The organism is Quadrisphaera sp. RL12-1S (assembly GCF_014270065.1).
Taxonomy (GTDB): domain Bacteria; phylum Actinomycetota; class Actinomycetes; order Actinomycetales; family Quadrisphaeraceae; genus Quadrisphaera.
The window spans coordinates 518556-542687 of record NZ_JACNME010000001.1 but is presented as its reverse complement, the minus strand read 5'-3'; the positions used below and the strand labels follow the sequence as shown (position 1 = coordinate 542687).

21 protein-coding genes are annotated in these 24132 nt (G+C 74.6%); 9 read left to right on the top strand and 12 right to left on the bottom strand.

The features are described from left to right. Window positions 1–27: 27 nt before the first annotated feature. Together H7K62_RS02540 and H7K62_RS02535 are read right to left on the bottom strand one after the other, a co-directional pair. The gene (locus H7K62_RS02540) at window positions 28–1197 is read right to left on the bottom strand and encodes an ABC transporter substrate-binding protein (protein WP_186715964.1); all 1170 of its coding nucleotides are present in this window, start codon (window positions 1195–1197) and stop codon (window positions 28–30) included. A gap of 71 nt (window positions 1198–1268) precedes the next feature. Further along, the gene (locus H7K62_RS02535) at window positions 1269–2423 is read right to left on the bottom strand and encodes a TIGR03364 family FAD-dependent oxidoreductase (RefSeq protein WP_186715962.1); all 1155 of its coding nucleotides are present in this window, start codon (window positions 2421–2423) and stop codon (window positions 1269–1271) included. A 170-nt stretch (window positions 2424–2593) separates the two neighbouring features. Between H7K62_RS02535 and H7K62_RS02530 the strand changes: the two genes are divergently transcribed. Together H7K62_RS02530 and H7K62_RS02525 are read left to right on the top strand one after the other, a co-directional pair. Next, entirely contained in the window at window positions 2594–3379 is a 786-nt protein-coding gene (locus tag H7K62_RS02530; protein ID WP_186715960.1) for a GntR family transcriptional regulator, read from the top strand. Beyond that, window positions 3376–4074, top strand: a complete 699-nt coding sequence (locus tag H7K62_RS02525) for a phosphonatase-like hydrolase (protein WP_186715958.1) — start codon at window positions 3376–3378, stop codon at window positions 4072–4074. The genes H7K62_RS02530 and H7K62_RS02525 overlap by 4 nt, the downstream gene beginning before the upstream one ends. Before the next feature lie 51 nt (window positions 4075–4125). Here H7K62_RS02525 and ppk2 read toward each other — a convergent pair whose 3' ends face one another. Then, window positions 4126–5046 (bottom strand): polyphosphate kinase 2, encoded by a 921-nt coding sequence (gene ppk2 / locus H7K62_RS02520; RefSeq protein WP_370591595.1) that lies wholly within the window; start codon window positions 5044–5046, stop codon window positions 4126–4128. Between the two features lie 291 nt (window positions 5047–5337). On the opposite strand from ppk2, the gene H7K62_RS02515 reads away from it, so the two are divergent. Genes H7K62_RS02515 through H7K62_RS02505 form a run of 3 tightly spaced genes read left to right on the top strand, consistent with a single transcriptional unit; the run spans window position 5338 to window position 7249 of the window. Continuing rightward, window positions 5338–6564, top strand: a complete 1227-nt coding sequence (locus tag H7K62_RS02515; RefSeq protein WP_186715951.1) for an inorganic phosphate transporter — start codon at window positions 5338–5340, stop codon at window positions 6562–6564. A gap of 32 nt (window positions 6565–6596) precedes the next feature. After that, window positions 6597–6911, top strand: a complete 315-nt coding sequence (locus H7K62_RS02510) for a hypothetical protein (RefSeq protein WP_186715949.1) — start codon at window positions 6597–6599, stop codon at window positions 6909–6911. Between the two features lie 26 nt (window positions 6912–6937). After that, window positions 6938–7249 (top strand): DUF3349 domain-containing protein, encoded by a 312-nt coding sequence (locus H7K62_RS02505; protein WP_186715947.1) that lies wholly within the window; start codon window positions 6938–6940, stop codon window positions 7247–7249. A gap of 215 nt (window positions 7250–7464) precedes the next feature. Here H7K62_RS02505 and H7K62_RS02500 read toward each other — a convergent pair whose 3' ends face one another. From H7K62_RS02500 to kdpF, 6 genes are all read right to left on the bottom strand, one after another. Further along, window positions 7465–8190, bottom strand: coding sequence for a response regulator (locus H7K62_RS02500; protein WP_186715945.1), 726 nt, complete (start codon window positions 8188–8190; stop codon window positions 7465–7467). Next, window positions 8187–10862 carry a sensor histidine kinase gene (locus H7K62_RS02495; RefSeq protein WP_370591575.1) on the bottom strand — a complete coding sequence of 892 codons (2676 nt, stop codon included), beginning with the start codon at window positions 10860–10862 and terminating at the stop codon, window positions 8187–8189. Before H7K62_RS02495 ends, H7K62_RS02500 begins: the two co-directional genes overlap by 4 nt. Before the next feature lie 65 nt (window positions 10863–10927). Beyond that, window positions 10928–11545, bottom strand: a complete 618-nt coding sequence (kdpC, locus tag H7K62_RS02490; RefSeq protein ID WP_186715944.1) for a potassium-transporting ATPase subunit KdpC — start codon at window positions 11543–11545, stop codon at window positions 10928–10930. A gap of 35 nt (window positions 11546–11580) precedes the next feature. Beyond that, entirely contained in the window at window positions 11581–13695 is a 2115-nt protein-coding gene (gene kdpB / locus H7K62_RS02485) for a potassium-transporting ATPase subunit KdpB (protein WP_186715943.1), read from the bottom strand. Next, on the bottom strand, window positions 13692–15374 hold the full coding sequence (kdpA, locus tag H7K62_RS02480; RefSeq protein WP_186715942.1) for a potassium-transporting ATPase subunit KdpA: 1683 nt from the start codon (window positions 15372–15374) through the stop codon (window positions 13692–13694). Before kdpA ends, kdpB begins: the two co-directional genes overlap by 4 nt. Then, complete coding sequence (gene kdpF / locus H7K62_RS02475; RefSeq protein WP_186715941.1) at window positions 15374–15463, bottom strand: K(+)-transporting ATPase subunit F; 90 nt, start codon at window positions 15461–15463, stop codon at window positions 15374–15376. The genes kdpA and kdpF overlap by 1 nt, the downstream gene beginning before the upstream one ends. Window positions 15464–15723: 260 nt before the next feature. Between kdpF and H7K62_RS21455 the strand changes: the two genes are divergently transcribed. The 4 genes from H7K62_RS21455 (at window position 15724) to H7K62_RS02460 (ending at window position 20134) form a co-directional block, all read left to right on the top strand. Next, the gene (locus H7K62_RS21455; RefSeq protein WP_370591594.1) at window positions 15724–15939 is read left to right on the top strand and encodes a recombinase family protein; all 216 of its coding nucleotides are present in this window, start codon (window positions 15724–15726) and stop codon (window positions 15937–15939) included. After that, window positions 15857–16054: a hypothetical protein gene (locus H7K62_RS21450; protein ID WP_222436902.1), complete on the top strand. Its 198-nt coding sequence runs from the start codon at window positions 15857–15859 to the stop codon at window positions 16052–16054. Before H7K62_RS21455 ends, H7K62_RS21450 begins: the two co-directional genes overlap by 83 nt. 163 nt (window positions 16055–16217) lie before the next feature. Beyond that, window positions 16218–18791, top strand: a complete 2574-nt coding sequence (locus tag H7K62_RS02465) for a cell wall-binding repeat-containing protein (protein WP_370591574.1) — start codon at window positions 16218–16220, stop codon at window positions 18789–18791. Window positions 18792–19069: 278 nt separating this feature from the next. Beyond that, entirely contained in the window at window positions 19070–20134 is a 1065-nt protein-coding gene (locus tag H7K62_RS02460; protein WP_186715939.1) for a cell wall-binding repeat-containing protein, read from the top strand. Window positions 20135–20200: 66 nt separating this feature from the next. Here H7K62_RS02460 and H7K62_RS02455 read toward each other — a convergent pair whose 3' ends face one another. The 3 genes from H7K62_RS02455 to H7K62_RS02445 all read right to left on the bottom strand — a co-directional run bounded on the left by H7K62_RS02455 (window position 20201) and on the right by H7K62_RS02445 (window position 24128). Beyond that, window positions 20201–20530: a hypothetical protein gene (locus H7K62_RS02455; protein ID WP_186715937.1), complete on the bottom strand. Its 330-nt coding sequence runs from the start codon at window positions 20528–20530 to the stop codon at window positions 20201–20203. A 177-nt stretch (window positions 20531–20707) separates the two neighbouring features. Beyond that, the gene (locus H7K62_RS02450) at window positions 20708–21811 is read right to left on the bottom strand and encodes an NUDIX hydrolase (RefSeq protein WP_222436901.1); all 1104 of its coding nucleotides are present in this window, start codon (window positions 21809–21811) and stop codon (window positions 20708–20710) included. 10 nt (window positions 21812–21821) lie between these two features. Then, window positions 21822–24128 (bottom strand): RNA degradosome polyphosphate kinase, encoded by a 2307-nt coding sequence (locus H7K62_RS02445; protein WP_186715936.1) that lies wholly within the window; start codon window positions 24126–24128, stop codon window positions 21822–21824. Between the last annotated feature and the right edge of the window lie 4 nt (window positions 24129–24132).

Below are 24132 nucleotides of genomic sequence, written 5' to 3'. Positions count from 1 at the left end.
CGTCGTGGTCTCCGTGGAGTTCGGAGGTCAGGAGCCGACCGTCGTGGCCCACGAGGAGGTCACGAGGCTCTTGGCCGTGGTGGTCTGGGCGTCCGAGGGGAACGTCGGCGAGCCGGTCACGGCCGGCAGGGCGGCCGCGGCGGTCTTGTCGGCCGTGCCGGCCTTCTCCATGGCGGGCAGGCGCACCGGGCGCGCGAAGCCCTTGAGGAAGCCGTTCTGGCCCTCGTCGGAGTAGAGGAACTCCTGCCACAGGCGGGCCGCCGCCGGGTGCGGGGCGTACTTGCTGACGGCCTGGGCGTAGAAGCCGCCGAACAGGGCGTCACTGGGCACGGCCACGGTCCACTTGCCGCCCTTGGCGTCGACGTCGGACGTCTTGGCGGCGTTGAGGTAGTCCCAGTCGAGCACGATCGGCGTCTCGCCGCTCTCGATGGTGGCGGCGGTGGCCTGGACGGGCACGTAGTTGCCCTCCTTGGCCAGCTTGCCGAAGAACTCGATGCCGGGCTTGACGTCGTCGAACGAGCCGCCGTTGGCCAGCGCCGCCGCCCACACCGCGGAGAACGCGGCGTTGGCCTTGGTCGGGTCGCCGTTGAGGGCGATCTTGCCCTTGTACTGCGGGTCGGCCAGCTGCGCGAAGCTCGTCGGGCAGGCGCTGATCTTGGAGGAGTCGCAGCCGATGGAGACGAAGCCCCCGTAGTCGTTGACCCAGCTGCCGTCGGAGGCCTTCTGGTTGTCGGGGACGTCGGCCCACGTCGACACCTGGTACGGCGCGTACAGGCCCTCCTTGGCGCCGGACAGCGCGAACGCCTGGCCGACGTCCACGGTGTCGGGGGCGCGGTCCTGGCCCTTGAGGCTCTTGATGGCGGCGATCTCGTCGGCGCTGGAGCCGTCGGGGTTGGCGTCGTTGACCTTGATCCCGTACTTCTGGGAGAAGGTGTCCATGAGGTAGCCGTAGTTGGCCCAGTCGCGCGGCAGCGTGATGACGTTGAGCGTCCCCTCGGCCTTGGCGGCCGCCACGAGGGCGTCCATGCCGCCGCCCGCCTGCGCGGAGGAGGTGGTGGCCCAGTCGACGGAGCTCGCGGAGCCGCTGGCGGAGCTGCCGGAGCCCCCGGAGCCTGCTGCGGAGCCGCCGCACGCGGCGGTGGAGACCAGGGTGAGGGCCGCCAGGGCGGCGGCGAGCGTCAGGCGTGAGGTGCGCACGAGGGGTCCTTCGCAGGTGGTGGGTGGTCGCTGGTCCGGCCCGGTCGGCCGGTCAGCAGGTGTGGAGGGGGTCAGGAGGCGAGCTGGTCGACGGCCTCGGCCGCGAGGCCCAGGCCGGTGGTCATGCCGATCCCCGCGGTCACCGACACGACGCGCGTGCTGGGCCTGGGGGCGGACAGGAGGAAGGGCCGCGGGGCGGAGGCGTAGACGCCCTCCCAGCGCTCGACCACCCGCGGGCGGTCGGTGCCGAGCAGCGCCGCCACCTCGTCGAGGAGCAGGTCGTCGAGGTCCTCGGGGCGGAAGGGGGACGGCGCGTCGCCGTAGGCGTGGGTGTCGCCCACCACGAGGTCGCCGTCCGGCCGCTGGGTGCACATGAGGTGCAGGCCCACGGCCAGGGCGTCCGGGCGCTCGCGGGCCAGCCGCTCGCGGACCGCGCCGAGGGCGGGGCTGACGGCGAAGGCGTCGTAGCGCAGCAGCGACCAGCCGGTGAGCAGGGCGGGCAGGGCCCGCCCGCCGGCAGCGGCGGGCGAGGGTGCGCGGCGCGGGTCCCGCACGCGCAGCATCCGCAGCGCGCAGCGCACCACGCCGGCCTCCTCGGCGAGCCCGGCGTCCAGCAGGTCGACGTCGTGGCCGACGGCCACCACCTGGCGGGCGGCGTCCACCCGGCCGCGGCTCGTCTCCACGCCGCGCTCGTCCACGCCCACCACGGCGGTCCGCCAGTGGAAGCGCACCCCGCGGCGGGCCAGCAGCGCCGCGAGCGCCGGGACGGCCTCGCGGGGCGAGACGCGCACGTCCGAGCTGAGCCGGGCACCGCCCACGGCGCCGGGGCACCCGGCGGCCTCCTCGACCGCGGCGCCGTCCAGGAGCGCGACCTCGTCCGCGCGGGCCGCCGCGAGGTCGGCGAGCACGGCCATCTCGTCGTCGTGGCGGGCGGCCACCACGGCGCCGGACTCGGCGAGCCAGAACCCGGCCTCGCGGGCCAGGCGCACCCACAGCTCGCGGGTGGCGCGGGCCAGGCGCAGCGCCTCGCCGTCCTGGGCGGTCACGCACCCGTGGCCGAAGTTGCGCACCGAGGCGCCGAGGGCGGCGGCGTCCCTCTCGACGACGACGACGTCGAGGCCCGCGTCCGCGGCGCGCAGCGCGGCCCCGAGCCCCACGACGCCCGCGCCGACCACCACGAGGTCGGCGGCGTCGAGGGGGGCGGTCGCCCGTCCCAGACCTGTCATGACAGGAATTGCGCCAGGGCCCCGGTGGTCGGTCAAGACCTGCTGGATCTGTGCACGACGTGTTCAGGTGTCGTTCGCCTGGTCGTGGACGGCTGGTCGCACGGGCGGCGCGCAGCGGATGCCCGGTCCGTCCTTGAGGCGAGACCTCGGGGACCTGTACGGTCAGGTCCATGAGCGTGCCGGTGCACGAGCAGATCGCCGAGTCGCTGCGCAGCGCGATCCGCACGGGTGACCTCGCCGTGGGCGCGCCGCTGCCCTCGGAGGCCCAGCTGTGCGAGCGGTGGCGCACCTCGCGGGCGCCGGTGCGCCAGGCGCTCGCGGCGCTGCGCTCGGAGGGCCTGGTGGGCGGTGGTCCCGGGCGCCCACCGGTGGTGCGCCGCGCCACGCTCGTGCAGCCCTTCGACACCTTCCTGTCCTTCTCGCGCTGGGCCCACCTCATCGGCGCCGAGCCCGGTCAGCGCACCCTCGAGTGCGCGCTGCGCCCGGCCCCGGCGCAGGTGGCCGACGCGATGGGCCTGGAGCCCGGGGACCGCGTGGTGCAGCTGCTGCGCCTGCGCTCGGTGGACGGGGTGCCCGCCATGGTGGAGCGCTCGACCTTCACGGCCGCCGTGGGCCGGGTGCTCTTCGACCGCGACCTCGACGCCGGCTCCGTCTACTCCTACCTCGTGGCCGACGGCCTGCGGGTGGGGCCCGCGCGCCACGTCATCGACGCCGTGGGCGCTGACGAGCAGGACGCGGAGCTGCTCAGCACCCCGGTCGGCGCGCCGCTGCTGCGGGAGCGCCGCACCGCGTGCACCGAGGACGGCACCGTCTTCGAGCACTCCGACGACAGGTACCGCCCCGACCGGGTGGTCTTCACGATCGACAACTCCCCGGACGGCCACCCGGCCCCCGGACGCACCTGGGGCGCCGCGGCGCCCGCAGCACCTGGACCTGGACGAGGAGACCGCGCATGAGCCCGTGGAGCACGCAGCTGGTGGCGCTGGACGTGGCGGGGACGACGGTGGAGGAGCACTCCGCCGTCTACGCCGCGCTGCGCGAGGCCGTCGAGGCGGCCGGCGCCCCCGTGGCCGACGCCGACCTGGCGGGCTGGATGGGAGCCGACAAGCGGGAGGCCGTGGCGGCGCTGCTCGCCGCCGGCGGCGTCCCGGCGGGCGGGGCGCTGGTGGAGGAGGTGCTGGAGGACTTCCGCGCCCGCCTGGCCGCCGCCTACGCCGCTCGCCCGCCGCACCCCTTCCCCGGGGTGCCGCAGGCCCTCGCCCGGCTGCGGGAGCGCGGCGTGAAGGTGGCGCTGACCACGGGGTTCGACCGGGGGGTCACGGCCGGCCTGCTCGACCAGCTCGGCTGGGCCGTGGGCGGTGAGGGCGAGGGCCGCCTGGACGCCGTGGTGTGCGTGGACGACGTGCCCGCCGGCCGGCCCGCCCCGTGGATGGTGTTCCGCGCGATGGAGGCGACCGGCACCACCGCCGTGGCTGACGTCCTCGTGGCCGGTGACACCCCGCGCGACCTGCGCGCGGGCACCAACGCCGGCGCCGGCGCCGTCGTCGGCGTCCTCACCGGCGGCGTCCCCCGCGAGGTGCTGGCCGCCGAGCCGCACACCCACCTGCTCGGCTCGGTGGCCGAGCTGCCGCAGCTGCTCGGGCTCGCCTGACGCGGCGGTGCGGTCCCCGCGACCGGGGACCGCACCGCCGCGAGCGGGGCCTCAGGCCCCGGAGGCGCGCTCGCCCGTCTCGAAGAGGTCCCGGGCGGGACCGAGCACCAGCGGGTCCGCCTCGCCGACCAGCGCGTCGTCCCGGCCGGTGTAGTCCAGCTGGCGCAGCACGTGGCGCATCGCCTCCAGGCGGGCCCGCTTCTTGTCGTTGCTCTTCACCACCGTCCACGGGGCGTGGTCGGTGTCCGTGGCCAGGAACATGGCCTCCTTGGCAGCAGTGTAGTCGTCCCACCGGTCCAGCGAGGCCAGGTCCATCGGCGACAGCTTCCACTGGCGCACCGGGTCGATCTGCCGGATGGCGAAGCGCGTGCGCTGCTCCGCCTGCGACACCGAGAACCAGAACTTGACGAGGGTGATCCCGGAGTCCACCAGCATCCGCTCGAGGTCGGGGGCCTGGCGGTAGAACGCCTCGTACTCGGCCTGCGAGCAGAAGCCCATGACCCGCTCGACGCCCGCGCGGTTGTACCAGGACCTGTCGAACAGGGCGATCTCCCCGCCGGCCGGCAGGTGCTCGACGTAGCGCTGGAAGTACCACTGGGTGCGCTCGCGCTCGGTCGGCTTCTCCAGCGCCACCACGTGCGTGCCGCGCGGGTTGAGGTGCTCGGTGAAGCGCTTGATGGTGCCGCCCTTGCCGGCGGCGTCGCGGCCCTCGAAGAGCACCACGAGCTTCTGCCCGCCGTCCACCAGCCAGCGCTGCATCTTGAGCAGCTCGATCTGCAGGCCGCGCTTGGTGGTCTCGTACTCCCGCCGCGTCATGCGGCTCGGGTACGGGTAGCCCTGTCGCCAGGTGTCCACCTCCGAGCCGTCAGGGCGCAGCAGGACGGGCTCGCCCTCGGGGTCCACCTCCACCCGCAGCCCGTCCAGGTGCGTCCCCAGGGGACCCGGGGGGGCCTCCTCGAGGTCGGCGTCCACCTCGGGGCCGGCGCCGGTCGGGAGGTCCGGTGCGGCAGGGGGTCGGGGGGTCGTCTGCGTCACGCTGCGGTCTTACCGCTGGCCGCGGGTCGGACGGCGAACGGCGGGTGAACAGCAGGCGGCGGGTGCGTCCGGGCGGGTGACGCGGACCACGGGGGAGCGCGGGAGGCGGCCCGGGGGCCGCGGAAGGGTCAAGAGACTCCCAGGGGACGGTGAACCCTGGGCGAACCCTGCACGCCCTCGGCGAACGGGGCTGGCGCACCTGCTAGCGGTGCACGACGCTCGTGGCTCGTGACCACCGCCACCATCATCCTGGTGCTCCTGGTCGTGGTAGCCCTCTCGTTCGACTTCACGAACGGCTTCCACGACACCGCGAACGCCATGGCGACCTCCATCGCCACCGGCGCCCTGAAGCCGAAGACGGCCGTGCTGCTGTCCGGCGTCCTCAACCTCGTCGGGGCCTTCCTCTCGGTGGAGGTGGCCCTCACGGTCACCAACGCCGTCGTGAAGATCCAGAACAGCGACGGCACGCCCGTGGGCGGCCTGTCGGGGGACGGCGGCACCGCGCTGCTGGTCATCGTGCTGGCCGGCCTGGCCGGCGCGATCGTCTGGAACCTCGCCACGTGGCTGCTCGGGCTGCCCTCCAGCTCCACCCACGCGCTCTTCGGGGGCCTGCTCGGCGCCACCATCGCCGGCCTCGGGTGGGGCGGCGTCAACTGGGCGGGCAACGGCCAGAAGATCGACGGGCTCATCCCCAAGGTCATCATCCCGGCGCTCGCCTCGCCCGTGGTGGCGATCGTCGTGGCGGGCATCGCCACCTGGCTCGTCTACAAGGTCACCGCCGGCGTGGCCGACCGCTTCAAGGACAGCAGCTTCCGCTGGGGCCAGATCGGGTCGGCCTCCCTGGTCTCCCTGGCCCACGGCACCAACGACGCGCAGAAGACCATGGGCGTCATCACCCTGGGGCTCATCGCCACCGGTCACTGGACCGACACCTCGAACATCCCCTTCTGGGTGAAGGCCGCCTGCGCCCTCGCCATCGCCCTGGGCACCTACCTGGGCGGGTGGCGCATCATCCGCACGCTGGGCAAGGGGCTGGTGGAGATCGCGCCGCCCCAGGGCCTGTCCGCCGAGACGTCCAGCGCCGCGGTGATCCTGGTCTCCAGCCACCTCGGCCTGCCGCTGTCCACCACGCACGTCACCACCGGGTCCGTGCTGGGCACCGGTCTGGGCCGGCCGGGCGCCACCGTCCGCTGGCGCGTGGCGGGCCGCATGGTGGTCGCCTGGGTCATCACCATCCCCGCGGCCGCCGTCGTCGGGGCCGTCATGTGGTGGATCGCCCACCTGCTGGGCGGCGGCCTCGCCGGCGCCCTGGTCGACGTGGTGCTGCTGGCCGCGCTCGCGGGCTTCTTCTTCTACCGCTCCCACCAGGACCCGGTGCACGCCGGCAACGTCAACGACGAGTGGGAGGGCGACGGCCGCCCGGCCGCGTCAGACCGCACCCCCGTCGCCGCCTGACCGCCTCGACCACCGGACCGGAAGGACCCACCATGACGTCCACCGTCGCGTCGCTGGAAGCGTCGCTGCTCGGGCAGGTCGCGCTCGCCGCGCTCGTCTTCGGGGCCGGCCTGCCGCTGCTGTTCGCCCTCGGCATCCGGGCCCTCGCGCTCGGCACCGGCGGCAGCGCCGAGGTCTCCGAGGGCGGAGCGCCGGCGCAGCCGCACCCCGCCGGCAAGGTCATCGCCTACGCCGTCTTCGCGGTGGTGGTGCTCGTCGCCCTCACCGCGATCGCGCTCATCGTCGGCTCGGGCTTCGGCATGAAGCTCAGCTTCGAGCACGTCTACCCGACCCTCGTCAGCAAGTGAGCCCGCGGACCGGTGAGGAGGTCGCCATGACCGAGGTGCAGGACCAGGGCGCGGTCGCCCGCGTGGTGGCGTGGCTGCGGGCCGGGTACCCGCAGGGGGTGCCGCGGCAGGACTACGTGGCCCTCCTCGGGCTGCTGCGCCGCAAGCTCACCGAGACCGAGGTGCGCCTCATCGCGGCAGAGCTGGCGGGCCTCGCGGCCCAGGGCGAGGTGATCACCCGCGCGGACGTCGAGCGGCTCATCACCGGAGCCACCCTGGACGAGGCCGCCCCCTCGGACGTCGCACGGGTCTCCTCCCGCCTGGCGGCAGGCGGGTGGCCGCTCGCCGACGCCCGCTGACCGCGGTCGGCGCGGCGCCTCGCCTCGGCCGCCTCGTCGGGCCCCACCGGTGCAGGTGACGCCCCACCGTGCGAGAAGACGCCCCATCAGACCCGCTCATGGGGCGCCTTCTCGCCCGAAGGGGCGTCTTCCCGCTCCGGGCTGCTCCGAGGTGGCGCGAAGGTCCTCCGTCGTCGGCTGCCTCCGCGGTGTCACCGGCGCCGGCAGCGGTGGCGTCACGGGACCAGGCGGTAGCCGACCCCCGGCTCCGTGATGAGGTGCCGCGGGGCCGAGGGGTCGGCCTCCAGCTTGCGGCGCAGCTGCGCCACGTACACGCGCAGGTAGTGCGTCTCCGCGGCCTCGGACCCCAGGTGCGGCCCGCGCAGCGCCACCAGCAGCTCGCGCCGGCCCACCACGCGGCCCACCGACCGCGCGAGCTCCGCCAGCAGCTGCCACTCCGTCGGCGTCAGCCGCACCGGCTCGCCGCCGCCCTCGCCGTCGTCGTCCTGCCCCTGGGCCGACCGCAGCAGCACGCGCCGTCGCGGCAGGTCCACCGTGAAGCCCGCCGTCTCCACCACCGGGTCGGGCACCGGCCCGGCGGCCTCCCCGCGCCGCACCGCGGCGCGCAGCCGGGCCAGGAGCTCGTCGACGGCGAACGGCTTGGTCACGTAGTCGTCGGCGCCGGCGTCGAGCGCCTCCACCTTCTCGGAGCTGTCGTGCCGCGCCGACAGCACCACCACCGGCACGGCGCTCCACCCGCGCAGGGCCCGCAGCACGTCCAGGCCGTCCAGGTCCGGCAGCCCCAGGTCGAGGACGACGACGTCGGGCCGGCGCGTGGCCGCCGCGTCCAGCGCCGCAGCGCCCGTGTGCGCCACGTCGACCTCGTACCGCTTGGCGCGCAGCGTGATCGCCAGCGCGCGCGCCAGCGCCGGCTCGTCCTCCACCACCAGCACGCGGGTCACGCGGGCACCTCCTGCTCGCTCGGCGCGCCGCTGCCGCTGCCACTGCCACTGCCACTGCCACTGCCGGGAGCAGCGGCCACGGGCAGTGAGAACACCACGGTGAGCCCGCCACCGGGGGTGTCGTCGGCCTCCACCGTGCCACCGCTGGCCTCCACCAGGCCCCGCGCCACCGCCAGGCCCAGCCCCACGCCGAGGGCGCCCGGCGCGTCCCCCAGCCGCTGGAAGGCGGAGAAGGCGGCGGCCTTGCGGTCGTCGGGGATGCCCGGGCCGCGGTCGACCACGCGCACCACCACCCGGCGTCCTCCCCGTCCGCCGGGCGCGGCGGTGTCGTCCACCACCCCGGCCGTCACCTCCACCGGGGTGCCGGGGGCGTGGGGGACGGCGTGGCGCAGGGCGTTCTCCACCACGTTGCCGAGCGCGCGCTCGAGCAGGCCGGCGTCGGTGTCGACCAGCGGGAGGTCCTCGGAGACGTCCACCACCACGGCGCCCGCCTGCTCCGGGGTGAGGCCCGCGAGCGCGCGGGGGACCACCTCGTCCAGGGCCACCGCCTCGCGGCGCGCCCGCACCGCCCCGGCGTCGAGGCGGCTCATGTCCAGGAGGTTGTCGACGAGGGCCTGCAGGCGGTCCGCGGAGGTCTCCACGTCCGCCAGCAGCACCTCGCGGTCGGCGGGGTCGAGCTCGGCGCCGAGGGAGCGCAGCGTCGAGGCCGACGCCTTGACGCTCGCCAGCGGCGTGCGCAGGTCGTGCGAGACGGCGGCCAGCAGCGCGGTCCGCGTGGCGGTGCGCTCCTCCTCGCGGCGCGCCGCCCGCGCGGTCTCCCGCAGCCTGTCCCGCTCCAGCAGCGACCCCGCCTGCGCGGCCACCGCCGTCAGCACGCGGAGGTCCGAGGCCGACAGCGCCGGACCGCCCTGCTGGCTGGTGATGGCGATGCTCAGGTGCTCGTCCACCGGCAGCGCCGCGTCCGCGGCCTCGGGCGAGGACGGCGGGGGGCAGCCCTGCGAGGCCACGACCCGCCACACGTCGTTCGCGGTGCCCACCTGGTCCCGCGTGCGCTCCAGCAGCGCCGCGCCCTGGAGGCCGAAGGTCTCCACCAGCCGGTCCAGCAGCGCGGGCACGGCCTGGGCGCCGCGCAGCACGCTGCCCGCGAGCGTGGCCAGCACGTCGGCCTCGGCGCGGGCGCGGGCGGCGTCCCGGGCCCTGCGGGCCGCGGTGTCCACCACGGCGGCTACCGCCGCCCCCACGCTGACCAGCACGAACAGCGCGACGGCGTTGGCCGGCTCGGCGATGGTGAGCGTGCCGTAGGGCGGGGTGAAGTACCAGTTGGCCAGCAGCCCCGACAGCACCGCGGCCAGCACCGCCGGCCACATCCCGCCGACGAGGGCCACCCCCACCACGAGGGCCAGGAAGAGCAGCAGCTCGCTGGGCAGCTCGTGGCGCGCCCGGGTCAGGTGCAGCAGCCCCGTGAGGGCCACCGGCGCCACCACGGCCAGCGCCCAGCCGGCCGCCCGGCGCCGCGCGGGGAGCGCGGACAGCGCCGTCCGGCGGACCAGCCGCCCCTGCTGGCCGCGGGCGGCGGCGTGCGTGACCACGTGCACGTCGATGTCACCGGAGCCGTCGATGACGCGCTGTCCCACACCGGGCGACAGCGCCGCCGCGAGCCGGCTGCGCCGGCTGGCCCCGACCACCACGTGGGTGGCGTTGACGCCGCGGGCGAAGTCGAGGATGGCGGTGGCGACGTCCTCGCCCACCACCGAGTGCCAGCTGCCGCCGAGGCTCTCCGCCAGCAGCCGCTGGCGCGCCAGCGCGTCCGGCGCGGCCCCCGTCAGCCCGTCGGAGCGGGAGACGTGCAGGGCCAGCAGCTCACCGCCCGCGGCGCGCTGGGTGATGCGCGCCGCGCGGCGCACCAGCGCGTCCCCCTCCGGCCCGCCCGTCAGCGCCACCACCACGCGCTCGCGGGCGCCCCACGGCTCGGCGATGCCCTGCTCGGCGCGGTACAGGGCCAGGGCGGCGTCCACCCGGTCCGCCGTCCACAGCAGCGCGAGCTCGCGCAGGGCGGTGAGGTTGCCCACCCGGAAGTAGTTGGACAGCGCGGCGTCCACGCGCTCGGCGGCGTAGACGTTGCCGTGGGCGAGGCGGCGCCGCAGCGCCTGCGGGCTCATGTCCACCAGCTCGATGGCGTCCGCCGACCTCACCACGTCGTCGGGGACGGTCTCGCGCTGGCGCACGCCGGTGATCTGCGCGACGACGTCGTTGAGCGACTCCAGGTGCTGCACGTTGACGGTGGTGATGACGTCCACGCCGGCCGCCAGCAGCTCCTCGACGTCCTGCCACCGCTTGGCGTTGCGCGAGCCCGGCGCGTTGGTGTGCGCCAGCTCGTCCACCAGCGCGTGCCGGGGGGCGCGGGCCAGCACGGCGTCGACGTCCATCTCCTCCAGCACGGTGCCGGGGGAGGCGGGGTGCGTGAGCCGCCGCCGGGGGACCAGCTCCAGGCCCTCGGTGGCGGCCGCGGTGTGGGCGCGGCCGTGGGTCTCCACGAACGCGACCACCACGTCCTGGCCGCGCTCGGCGCGGCGGTGGCCCTCGCCGAGCATGGCGACGGTCTTGCCCACGCCGGGGGCGGCGCCCAGGTAGACCCTCAGCCTGCCGCGCCGCGCACCGCCCGCCCCCTGCACGGCGCCATCCTCCTCCGGCGGGCCCGCGGGCCGCGCCGCAGGAGCCGGCAGGTCCACCCGTCCGCTCACCCCTGGGGGCCGCCGACCCGGGCGAGGGCGGCGTTGAGGGTGACGACGTCGACGGTGGGCTCCCCGATGAAGCCGAGGTCGCGCCCGTGGGTGCTCTCGCGCACCAGCTGCTCCACCTGGGACACGGGCAGGCCGCGCTCGCGGGCCACGCGGGCCACCTGGAGCTGGGCGTAGGCGGGGGAGACGTCCGGGTCCAGCCCGGACGCCGAGGCGGTGACGGCGTCCGCCGGGACCGCGGCGGGGTCGACGCCCTCGCGGGCGGCGACGGCGGCGCGGCGCTCCTCGACGGTCTTGACGAGGTCGGGGTTGTTCGGCCCGAGGTTGGAGGCCCCGGAGGACTGCGGGTCGTACCCGTCACCGGCCGCCGAGGGCCGGGGCTGGAACCACGGCAGCTGCGAGGACGGGTCCTGGTCCGAGCCGAACTGCTGGCCGATGAGCGAGGAGCCGCTGGGGCGCCCGTCGACCGCGATCATCGAGCCGTCGGCGCGGCCGGGGACGAGCCGGCCGACGCCCAGGAGGACGGCCGGGTAGACCAGGCCGAGGAGCACGGTGAGGGCCAGCAGCAGGCGCAGGCCGGCGACGGACTGGCGGGACAGGTCGAGCACGCGGGACACGGGGTACTCCTCGGTAGTGCGGCTTGCGCCGGGGCTCAGAAGCCGGGGATCAGCGAGACGAGCAGGTCGATGGCCTTGATGCCGAGGAACGGCACCACCACACCGCCGAGCCCGTACACCAGGACGTTGCGCCGCAGCAGCGCGCTCGCGCTGGAGGGGCGGTAGCGCACGCCGCGCAGCGCCAGCGGGATGAGCGCCACGATGACCAGCGCGTTGAAGACGACGGCCGAGAGGATCGCCGACTGCGGGCTCGACAGGCCCATGACGTTGAGGCGGTCCAGCGCGGGGTAGATGCCGGCGAACATCGCCGGGATGATCGCGAAGTACTTCGCCACGTCGTTGGCGATGGAGAACGTCGTCAGCGCCCCGCGGGTGATGAGCAGCTGCTTGCCGATCGCCACCACCTCGATGAGCTTGGTGGGGTCGGAGTCGAGGTCGACCATGTTGCCGGCCTCCTTCGCGGCCGACGTGCCCGTGTTCATCGCCACGCCCACGTCGGCCTGCGCCAGCGCGGGGGCGTCGTTGGTGCCGTCCCCGGTCATCGCCACGAGCCGGCCGCCGGCCTGCTCGCGCTTGATGAGCGCCAGCTTGTCCTCGGGGGTGGCCTCGGCGAGCACGTCGTCGACACCGGCCTCCTCGGCGATGGCGCGGGCGGTGAGCCGGTTGTCACCGGTGACCATCACGGTGCGGATGCCCATCTCGCGCAGCTGCGCGAACCGCGCCGCCATGCCGGGCTTGACCACGTCCTTGAGGTGGATGACGCCCAGCACCCGCGCGGGGCTGCCGGTCACCTTCTCGGCGACGACGAGCGGCGTGCCGCCCGACTGCGAGATCCCGTCGACCACGTCCTGCAGGGCCGAGGGCACCTCACCGCCCTGCTCGCGCACCCACGCCGTGACGGCGCTCCCGGCGCCCTTGCGCAGCGAGCGGACCGCCCCCCGCTCCAGGGGCAGGTCCACGCCGCTCATGCGGGTCTGGGCGGTGAACTCCACGAACTCCGCGCCGTCCGGCGCGTCCTCGGAGCCGTCGCGGGAGGCGTCGACGAGGTCCACCACCGAGCGGCCCTCGGGCGTCTCGTCGGCCAGGCTCGACAGGCGGGCGGCGTCCGCCAGCGCCCCGGGCTGCACGCCGGCCAGGTGCACCAGGGCGGTGGCGCGGCGGTTGCCGAACGTGATGGTGCCGGTCTTGTCGAGCAGCAGCACGCCCACGTCACCGGCGGCCTCCACGGCGCGCCCCGACATCGCGAGGACGTTGCGCTGCACGAGCCGGTCCATGCCGGCGATGCCGATGGCGGACAGCAGCGCGCCGATGGTGGTGGGGATGAGGCACACGAGCAGCGCCACGAGCACGGGGACGCTCTGCGCCTGCCCGGAGTAGACCGCCAGCGGCTGCAGCGTCACCACGGCCAGCAGGAACACCAGCGTCAGCGACGCCAGGAGCAGGTCGAGGGCGATCTCGTTGGGCGTCTTCTGGCGGGCGGAGCCCTCCACCAGCGCGATCATCCTGTCGATGAAGGTGCTGCCCGGCTCGGCGGTGATCTTCACGACCACCCGGTCCGACAGCACCCGGGTGCCGCCGGTGACCGCGCAGCGGTCGCCCCCGGCCTCGCGGATCACGGGGGCCGACTCGCCGGTGATGGCGGACTCGTCCACCGACGCGACGCCCTCGACGACGTCGCCGTCACCGGGGATGACCCCGCCCTCGACACCGGCCTCGACGACCACGAGGTCGCCGCGGCGCAGGGCGGTCGCCGGGACCGCCTCCTCCTCGCCCGTCGCCCGGTCGAGCAGGCGGCGGGCGGTCGTCTCGCTGCGGGTGCGGCGCAGCGTCTCGGCCTGGGCCTTGCCGCGGCCCTCGGCCACGGCCTCGGCCAGGCCGGCGAAGACCACGGTGGCCCACAGCCAGACCACCACCAGCCACGTGAACAGGCTGGGCTGCCACACCCCGTACACCGTGCTGACGGCCGAGCCCACCCACACGACGAACATCACGGGGCTCTTCAGCTGGTGGCGCGGGTCGAGCTTGCGCAGCGCCGCCGGCAGGGAGGAGACCAGGGACCGGGCGTCGAAGGCGCCGGCGGCCGGGCGGGCGCCCCCGTCGTCGTCGTGCGGGTGCTGCTGGGAGGTGCGGTCCAGGACGGGGGTGCTCATGAGAGGGCCTCAGCGATCGGAGCGAGGGCGAGCGCGGGGAAGTAGGTCAGACCGGCGACGACGATGACGACGACGGTGACCAGGCTCGCGAAGAGGGGGGTGTGGGTGGGCAGCGTGCCCGCGGTGACCGGGACCGGCGCCTGCGCGGCGAGGCGGCCCGCCAGGGCGATGACCAGGAGCATCGGCACGAACCTGCCGAACACCATGGCCAGCGCCAGCGCGACGTTCTGGTAGTCGGTGGCGGCGCCGAACCCGGCGAACGCCGAGCCGTTGTTGTTGGCGGCGGAGGCGTACGCGTAGAGCACCTCGGACAGGCCGTGGGCTCCGCTCTGCTGGACGGAGGCGCCCAGCAGGGAGGGGACCCCCACGGTGAGCGCGGCGCCCACGAGCAGCAGGGTCGGGGTGGCCAGCACGTACAGGGCGACCAGCGCCACCTCGTGGCGGCCGATCTTCTTGCCGAGCAGCTCGGGCGTGCGGCCCACCATGAGGCCGGCGAGGAAGACGGCGATGACCGCGAGCACGAGCAGGCCGTACAGGCCCGAGCCGGTGCCACCGGGGGACACCTCGCCCAGCATCATGTTGAGCATCGCGACGCCACCGCCGGCCGCCGTGAGGGAGTCGTGCGCGCCGTTGACGGCGCCGGTGGACGTGGCCGTGGTGGACGCGCCGAACAGGCCGGTGAGGACCTCGCCGAAGCGGACCTCCTTGCCCTCCATCGCGGCCCCGGCCGCCTGCGGCACGGCGCCCGCGCCGGTGACCTCGGCCCAGACCGCCAGGGTCACCGACCCGAGCCACAGGACGCCCATGACCCCGAGGACGGCGAGGCCGTGGCGCTTGTCGCCGACCAGCCGGCCGAAGGTCCGGGGCAGCGAGAACGGGATCACCAGCAGGAGGAAGACCTGGAACAGGCTGACCCACGCCGTCGGCCCCTCGAAGGGGTGGGCGGAGTTGGCGTTGAAGAAGCCGCCGCCGTTGGTGCCCAGCTCCTTGATGGCCTCCTGCGAGGCGATCGGCCCGCCGGTGATGGTCTGGGTGCCGCCGGCGACGGTGGTGTACGCCGTCGGGCCGCTGAGGTTCTGGACCACCCCGCCGAGGAGCATGACGACGGCGGCGACGAGCGCCAGCGGCAGCAGGATCCGCACGCAGGTCCGGACCAGGTCCACCCAGAAGCTGCCGATGCGCTCGGTGCGGTGGCGGGTGAACCCGCGCACCAGCGCCACGGCCACGGCCATGCCGACGGCCGCCGACGTGAAGTTCTGCACCGCCAGGCCCGCGGCCTGCACGAGGTGGCCCATGGTCGACTCACCGGAGTACGACTGCCAGTTCGTGTTGGTCACGAAGCTGATGGCCGTGTTCCAGGCGGTCGGCGCCGGGACGCCCGGGAAGCCGAGGGACAGCGGCAGCCAGTGCTGCAGCCGCTGGAAGGCGTACAGGAAGAGCACGGACACGAACGAGAAGCCGAGGACGGCGCGGGCGTAGACCGGCCAGCGCTGCTCCGCCTCGGGGTCGATGCCGGCGGCGCGGTAGAGCACGCGCTCCACGCGCAGGTGGCGCTCGGAGGTGTAGACGCGGGCCATGAAGTCGCCCAGGGGGGCGTGGACGAGCGCGAGGGCGGCCACGAGGGCCGCGACGGTGAGGAAGCCGGCCGCGGAGTCGGACAGGCCAGTGGTCGGGAGCATCAGAAGCGCTCCGGGTCCAGCAGGGCCGTCAGCAGGTAGCCGGCCAGGGCGAGCACGAGGAGCAGCAGGACCACGCTGACGGCGCTCACCGCTGGCCCCCCATCCGCTCGAGGCCGCTGACGAGCAGGGCCAGGACGGCGAAGACCACCACGGTCAGCGCGACGAAGGCGATGTCAGGCACGGGAGCCATCCAGCCACCGCTGGAAGGGGCCGGGCGCCCGTCCTGACGGAGCCCTGACGGGTCGCCCCGGGGTCTCTGACGCCTCCCGGACGGTCGCCTGCGCCGTCCGGAGGAGCAGTCCAGCGCTGCTGGATCCGTGGCCTCTGCGCCGCGGGATGAGGCGAGCGGATCTACGTCGACCGAAAGACCGGCCAGAACACCGATCGCCCCGGACTGCAGGCCGTCCTGGCATGCGCCCGCGACGGCGATGTGATCGTCGTGCACACCCCGCACCGCCGAGCGCGACGCCCATGCCCGCGCGGTGGCCACCGCCGAGGGCCGCTACGTCGGTCGGTCCAGCGGGGTCGACCCCGACAGGCTGGCTCACGCGGTGCACCTGCGTGACGTCGGAGGCTGCACCGCCGACCAGATCGTCGCCAAGACCTGCATCACCCCCACCGGCCTGTACCGCCACATGCTCCTGCGGCCCGCTGCCGCACTCGCGGCAGCCGGCCCCTGATCTCGGCCCCGCACGAGGCATCGGGCCACGCGGTCTCAACCGCCGCTGCGGACTCCCGCTGCCGGCTGCTGCCGACCGGGGACACGACGGGGGACAAGACGGGGGACACCAGTGCCCGGCGCGCCTCCCCCGCGCCACAACTCGTGTGGATCATCGTGGTGGAATGCATGATCGCTATCCACCAGCCCCGGGTGCGCGTCCGCTCAGCTCCACCCCCCACACCATGAGAGATCCACGTCGGCGGGGTGCTCTGGCGGCGACGCTGGCCCTGGCTGCCACCGCGGGGATCCTGACGTGTGCGGCTCCGGCGCAGGCGACCCCGGTGGCTGCACCGCCCACCTTGAGCTTCGTCGCCGGCACCGGCAGTGCCGTTGCTCCCAGCGCTGGACCAGCGACCTCCTCAGCGCTGAGCTACCCGCAGGGTGTGGCCGTGGATGGCGCCGGCAACGTCTACATCGCCGACACCAGCAACCACCGCATCGAGAAGGTCGACACCTTCGGTCAGCTCAGCATCATCGCCGGTACTGGCACCGCCGGTGCTCCCACCGCCGGGCCGGCGACCTCCTCAGCGCTGTACACCCCGTCCGGGGTGGCCGTGGACAGCGCTGGCAACGTCTACATCGCCGACACCAGCAACCACCGCATCGAGAAGGTCAACACCTCCGGTCAGCTCAGCATCATCGCCGGCACCGGCACCGCCGGTGCTCCCACCGCTGGAGCGGCGACCTCCTCAACACTGAGCTACCCGGCGGGCGTGGCCGTGGATGGCGCCGGCAACGTCTACATCGCCGACACCAACAGCTACCGCATCGAGAAGGTCAACCCCTCCGGTCAGCTCAGCATCATCGCCGGCACCGGCAGGCAGGGTGCTCCCACCGCTGGAGCGGCGACCTCCTCGACGCTGAACCAGCCGTACGGGGTGGGCGTGGATGGCGCCGGCAACGTCTACATCGCCGACACGTTCAACCACCGCATCGAGAAGGTCGACACCTCCGGTCAGCTCAGCGTCATCGCTGGCGCCGGCACCACGGGGGCCGCCACGGCTGGAGCGGCGACCTCGTCAGCGCTGAGCTACCCGCAGGGTGTGGCCGTGGATGGCGCCGGCAACGTCTACATCGCCGACACCGGGAACAACCGCATCGAGAAGGTGACGTTCCCCGTTGGGATGCTGCCGACGATCTCCACCCCGACGATGTCGCAGGCGCCGGTGGTGGGCACCGCGTACACCTTCGGTGCCACCGGGTCCGCGGGAGGCTCGACGATCACCTGGAGCATCTCCGCCGGGTCTCTGCCGGCGGGTCTGGCGCTGAACACGGCCACTGGCGCGATCACGGGAACGCCGACCACGGCGGGCACGTCGACGTTCACGTTGATGGCGACCACCACCGCGGGGTACGACACCCTCCCGGCGACGCTGACGGTGAACCCGGCCCCCGCGGTGGTGGCGTCCCTGCCGCAGCAGCAGCTGACCAGCTCCGCCCCGAAGTCCCTGAGCCTGGGCGCGCGGACCTTCGCGCTGAACGCCACCGCCACCGGGTCGACGCCGAGCTCCACCGGCTCGAGCACGGCGGGCGGGAAGCTGAACTACACCGCGGCCACCCCGCAGATCTGCACCGTCGACAGCAGCGGCATCGTCACCGCCCTGAAGGCCGGCACCTGCACGGTCACGGTGACCGCCGCAGCCACCACCACCAACGGCTTGACCGCCAAGAACCTCGACATCACCATCACCGCCCCGGAGGCCTCCGTGGCGGCGCTGCCGACCGGGCCGCAGCGCTTCGCCGGCTCCGAGCGGGTCGCGACGTCGGCGGACATCGCCGCCAAGGTCTTCCCCACCCCCGCGGCCGGCACCAGCCGTGACGTGGTCATCGCCACCGCCGGGTCCTACGCCGACGCCCTGGCCGGGTCCCGCCTGGCAGGCCAGGTCGGAGGACCCCTGCTGCTGACCAACGGCAACCAGCTCTCTGAGGAGGCAGCCGCTCAGGTCAAGCGCCTGGTGGCCGCTGGGGGCACGGTGTACCTCCTCGGCGGGGACAAGGCCCTGTCCGACGCGGTGGAGAAGGCCACCGGTGACCTGGTCAGCGGTGACACCGTGGTCCGCGTGGGTGGGGACACCCGCTTCGAGACCGCTGCGGCCATCGCTGATGCCACGGTGAAGAAGGCCGGTGACGTCGGCCCGATCTACCTGGTGACCGGCAAGGACTTCGCCGACGGGGTCTCCGTGGGCGCCTACGCCCAGTCCACCGGTGGTGTGGTGCTGCTCACCGACGGCGAGAAGATGCCGGCGGCGACGGCGGCGTACCTGAAGGACCACGACCCCACCGGCACCCGCGCCGTCGCCATCGGCGGCCCGGCCAAGACCGCCGCCACCACCGCCGGGCTGGACGGTGCGGCCAGCCGCGCCGTCGTCGGGGCGGACCGGTACGAGACCTCCGCCAAGCTCGCTGCGGCGATGAAGGCCAGCGCCTCGTCGTCGTCCTCGAGCTCGACCTCCTCGGTGGTGGCCTCGGTCGGGCTGGCCGGTGGGGCGTCCTGGTCCGACGCCCTGTCAGGCTCGGCGGCGATGGCCGCGCTCGGGGGGCCGCTGCTGCTGACCCCCACCGGCAGCGACAGCGTGCCCCCTTCCACCGCGACCGCGCTCAGCGCGCTGAGAGCTCAGCGGGTGCTCGCCTTCGGTGGCACCTCCGCCATCCCAGCAGCGGCCTACGACCGCGCCGGAGCGCTCCTGAACAGCTGACGACAGCTGAGCCCAGCAGCGGCCTGACCGGCCGCTGCAGCACCGTCGGCGACTTCCCCCGCCGACGGCGCGCCCCAGCCGATGGCCTCCCACCCCACCCGGGGTGGGAGGCCATCGCTGCGTCCGGCGCGGATCAGGCGCAGATGGCATGGCACCGACGGCGTGTCGCGGCGCCCGAGATCACCGCGGTTGATCACGATGGTGGGCGCGCGTACGCATCCGGTGCGCAGGGGAGCTGGTGAGTCAGCGGCCGCACCTGGAGGAGACCTGTGGCAGCGATGCGAGCACCGCGAACGGTCCTGGCGACCGCTGGGGCCCTGGCGCTGCTGGCCGGCGCCGTCGGCACCGCCTCGGCTGCCAACAGCACCGTCGACCTGGGAGCCCGCCCGGTGTTCCTCGTCGCCTCCGGCGCCGGAGCAGACGCGATGACCGCCGGTCCGGTCGCCGCGAAGGCCTCCGCCCCGCTGCTGTACACCGACCCCACCGCAGTCCCCCAGGCCACCGCGGACTACCTCAGCTCGTACAAGCCCACCGCCGTCGCGCTTGTCGGAGGCACCGCCGTCATCAGCGAGGCGGTGAAGACGAGCCTGGCTGGCGCGTACGCGGTCAGCCGGTACGGCGGTGCGAACCGCCAGGAGACCGCGGTGCTGCTGGCGGGCCTGGCGGCGTCGCTGCCCACCCCCGCCGGACCCGCTGGAGCCACTGGTGCTGCGGGGCCCGTCGGTGCCAACGGCACCAGCGGAGCTCCCGGCGCGACCGGGCCGGGCGTGGCCGCCGGCGGCACCACCGGCCAGGTGCTCTCCAAGGTCAACGGCACCGACTACAACACCACCTGGACCACGCCGGTGACCACCTCGGCGCTGTCCCTGGCCACCTTCCAGGCCACCGCGGTGCAGAGCTTCGCCGCCAACACCTACGCCCTGGTCAGCTTCGCCAGCCCCGCCTCCCACACATCCGGAGCCACCGTCCAGGTGCCGGCGAACTACTCCGGCGGCTCCGGTGGCACCTTCGACACCGTCACTGCCCCCGCCGACGGCTTCTACCAGGTCAGCGGCGCCATCCGGCTGGACCAGACCAACTCCTCCGCCGCCGGGGAGCGCTACCTGGCCCTGACCGTCACCGGTCACGGCCTGAGCGACCAGCAGGTCGCCGAGCAGTCCAACACCACCGCCCAGGCCAGCTACAACACCACCCTGAGCGTCTCCCAGACGGTGTGGCTGTACCAGGGCGACTACGTGCGGATGAGGTTCTACAACAACACCTCCTCGACCCTGAGCACCACCAACCAGAACTACCCGCGCCTGAGCATCGCCCAGCTGCCCCTGAAGCAGCCGATCGGCTGAGCTGAGCCCGTCGCGGCGCACCGGGGTGCGCCTCGGCGCTCAGCTCATCGCCTGCTCACCAGGTCGTCAGCGGCTCGGTGGTGGAGGCTCTGGGCGACGGGACCAGCCGAGGCAGCTCACCTGGAGCTGGTGCCAGCTCGCCGGGCCGACGGCAGGCGTGCCCGTGCCGCTGCTCGCGTCATCGAGGTGCAGGCGCTCCAGGTCCGCAGGGCTGGCAGGTCCCAGCAGGGGGTGTGGTGTGCCGCGGCGGGAGTAGAACAGCCGCAGGTTCGCCAGGGTCGTGCGCTGCTCGGCCGTGGCACCGCCGCCGTCGACGCGGATGGCAGCGGTCCTGGTGCCGTCGCAGGCCCGGCAGAACAGCCCGGTGTGCCCGCTCTCCTGGGCGATGTCAGTCACCACGGCAAGATCGACAGTACGGAAGCGCATCTTGATCATGATGCGCCGGCCAGGTGGGCCTGTGGCGACGTGAAGGAAGATCACCTGCCGGCAGTACGTCCCAGGTCGAGACGCCGTCGTCCGTCCCCGGTCGACGGCGGCCCGGCGACTGCGTCCGGGCCCACCGCCGGCCCATCCTCAGCCCGCCGGGACGGCGTGGCGCTCCACCGCGACCACGAGCCCAGTGCTGCGCGCCACGTGCGCGACGAGCACCTCACCGGGGCCGAGGTACGGGTCGTGCTGGGGGACCAGCGCCGCGATGTCGTCAGCGGCGTGCTCGGCCAGCTCGCCGAACACCGTCGACAGCACCGGTCGGTGCGTGCACAGCAGCACGGGGCGCTGCTTGCCCAGCAGCTTGCGCACCAGCTTGGCGGTGCGCGCCGGGTCCCGCCGGTGGGCGTCCTCCGTGAGGCGGCCGCGGGTCTTGACCTTCGCGCCGCTGGCGTGCAGGTAGGGCTCCACCGTGTCCGTGCAGCGCCGCCACGGGCTGGTCACCACGCGCCGCGGCTGCCAGGCGGTGAGCAGCTCCGGCAGGCGCTCGGCCTGGCGGCGGCCCGGCGCCGCCAGGGGGCGCTCGTCGTCGCTGCGGCCCCACGCGGTCTTGGGGTGGGCGTGGCCGTGCCGCACCACCACCAGCGGCCAGGTGTCGAGCGAGCCGGCGCGGTCGGCGGCGAGCAGCGCGCGCAGCTGCACGCGGTCGCCGCGGCGGGTCAGCCGGGCGTCGGCCTCCTCCGGGGTGACCCACTCGGTGCGGTCGACCTCCGCGGGGCGCGGAGGCAGGGGGTGGCGGGCGCCGTCCACGTGGGCGGCCCAGTAGGAGACCTCCTTGGTGGCGTCCGCGCCCAGGGCGTAGCGCGCGCTGGGCAGCGCTCGGCCGAGCCGCACGTCCAGCCCGGTCTCCTCGGCCACCTCGCGGACCGCGGCGGCGGGGGGCGGCTCCGCGCCCTCCAGCTTGCCCTTCGGCCAGGACCAGTCGCGGTAGCGCGGCCGGTGCACGACGAGCAGGCGCAGCCCGCCGTCGGGGGCCCGGTGCCAGCACAGCGCCCCGGCCGCCCTGACGAGCGGCAGGGGCTGCCCCGCCGGCTCCTGGCCGTCCCGGTGCTCCGGCGGGTGCGCCGGCGCGGACCGGGCCGGTGGGCGGGAGTGCAGGGCGGCGGACGGGACCGCTGACGGGGTGCTCTCGCGTCGGTCGGGCTGCTCGGGCTGCTCGGGTTCGGCAGCCGCGGCGGCGTGGGGGGCCACGGCGGCCCCCTCAGCGCCGGCGGGCGCGGCGGTTGGAGCGCGCGGCGATGAGGAACTCCTGCAGGTCGAGCAGGGGCTCACCGGCGTCGTCCACCGCCGCGCGGGCCCAGCTGCCGTCGGGTCCGAGGTGCCAGCTGGCGGTCCCGGCGTCGGCGGCGAGGTCGACCAGGTCGACCAGGGCGCGCTGGTGCTCCACGTCGCGGATGCGCACCAGCGCCTCCACCCGGCGGTCGAGGTTGCGGTGCATCATGTCGGCGCTGCCGATGTACACCTCGGCGTCGCCGCCGGCCTCGAAGGCGAAGATCCGGCTGTGCTCGAGGAAGCGCCCGAGCACCGACCGCACGCGGATGGTCTCGGACAGCCCCGGCACCCCCGGGCGCAGCGCGCAGATCCCGCGCACGACGACGTCCACCGGCACCCCGGCCTGCGACGCCCGGTACAGCGCGTCGATGACCGCCTCGTCGACCATGGAGTTGACCTTGATGCGGATGTGGGCCGGCCGTCCCGCCCGGTGGTGCTCGGCCTCGCGCTCGATGCGCTGCACCAGGCCGCGCCGCAGCGAGCGCGGCGCCACGAGCAGGCGCGAGTAGCGGGTGCGCGGCGCGAACCCCGACAGCTGGTTGAAGAGCTTGGTGAGGTCCTCGCCCACCTCGTCGTCGCAGGTCAGCAGGCCGAGGTCTTCGTAGAGGCGCGCGGTCTTGGGGTTGTAGTTGCCGGTGCCGACGTGGCAGTAGCGGCGCAGCCGGTCACCCTCCTGGCGCACCACCAGGCACAGCTTGGAGTGGGTCTTGAGGCCGACGATGCCGTACACGACGTGCACGCCGGCCTGCTCGAGCTTGCGCGCCCACGTGATGTTGTTCTGCTCGTCGAAGCGGGCCTTGATCTCCACCAGGGCCAGCACCTGCTTGCCGGCGTCGGCGGCGTCGATGAGGGCGTCGACGATGGGGGAGTCGCCCGAGGTGCGGTAGAGCGTCTGCTTGATCGCCAGGACCTTCGGGTCGGCGGCGGCCTGCTCCAGGAAGGCCTGCACCGACGTCGAGAACGAGTCGTACGGGTGGTGCAGCAGCACGTCGCGGGACCTGACGGCCGCGAAGATGCTCCGCTGCTGGCTCGACTCGCGCCCGTCGGTGAGGTGCCGGTGGGTCTTGGGCACGAAGGTCGGGTAGCTCAGCTCGTGCCGCTCCAGGTCCGCCACCGCGTTGAGCCCGCGCAGGTCGAGCGGGCCGGGCAGGACGTAGGTCTCCGCCTCCTCCACGCCCAGCTCGCGCACCAGCAGCTCGCGCACGTGGTCGTCGGTCTGCTCGGTGAGCTCCAGGCGCACCGGCGGGCCGAAGCGGCGCCGGAGCAGCTCCTTCTCCAGGGCCTGCAGGAGGTTCTCGGCGTCGTCCTCCTCCACCTCCAGGTCCTCGTTGCGGGTGACCCGGAACGTGTGGTGGGCCACCACGTCCATGCCCGGGAAGAGCTGGTCCAGGTGCTGGGAGATGACCACCTCGAGCGGCACGAACCGCGCCGTCCGCCCGGCCGACAGCGCCTTGCCCTGCTCGACGCGCACCAGGCGCGGCAGCAGCGGCGGCACCTTGACGCGGGCGAAGTGCTCCTTCTCCGTGGTGGGGTTGCGCACCACGACGGCGAGGTTGAGCGACAGCCCGGAGATGTACGGGAACGGGTGCGCGGGGTCCACGGCCAGCGGCGTGAGCACCGGGAACACGGAGTCGCGGAAGAACTCGTGGAGGCGGTCCTGCTCGGACGGCTCCAGCTCGTCCCAGGCGGCGATCCGGATGCCCTCGGCGGCCAGCGCCGGCTGCACCTGCTCGGTGAACACCCGGGCGTGGCGCTCCACCAGCTCGTGGGCGCGCTCGCTCACCGCGGCCAGCACCTCGCGCGGCTCCAGCCCGCTGGCCGCGGTCACCGCCAGGCCGGTGGCGATCCGGCGCTTGAGGCCGGCCACGCGCACCATGAAGAACTCGTCGAGGTTGCTGGCGAAGATGGCCAGGAACCGGGTCCGCTCCAGCAGCGGGACGGCGGGGTCCTCCGCCAGCTCGAGCACCCGCTCGTTGAACGCCAGCCAGCTGAGCTCACGGTCCCCGAAGCGGTCCTCGGGCAGGGGCGCCGGCTCCTCGGACTCCACGACCTCCTCGACGGCGCCGGTGCGCTCCTCGGTCTCGTCGTCCTCGGCGGCGAGGTGCTCGCTGAGCGCCGCCTCGAGGTCGGCGGCCGCTCCGGCCGCCGGGGCGGGCTCCGCGCCGTCGCTCACCGCCGCCGCTGCGGGTGAGGGCGCGAGCCCGCTCACGGCCTGGTCGTCCGTCGTGCTCGCCATCGCA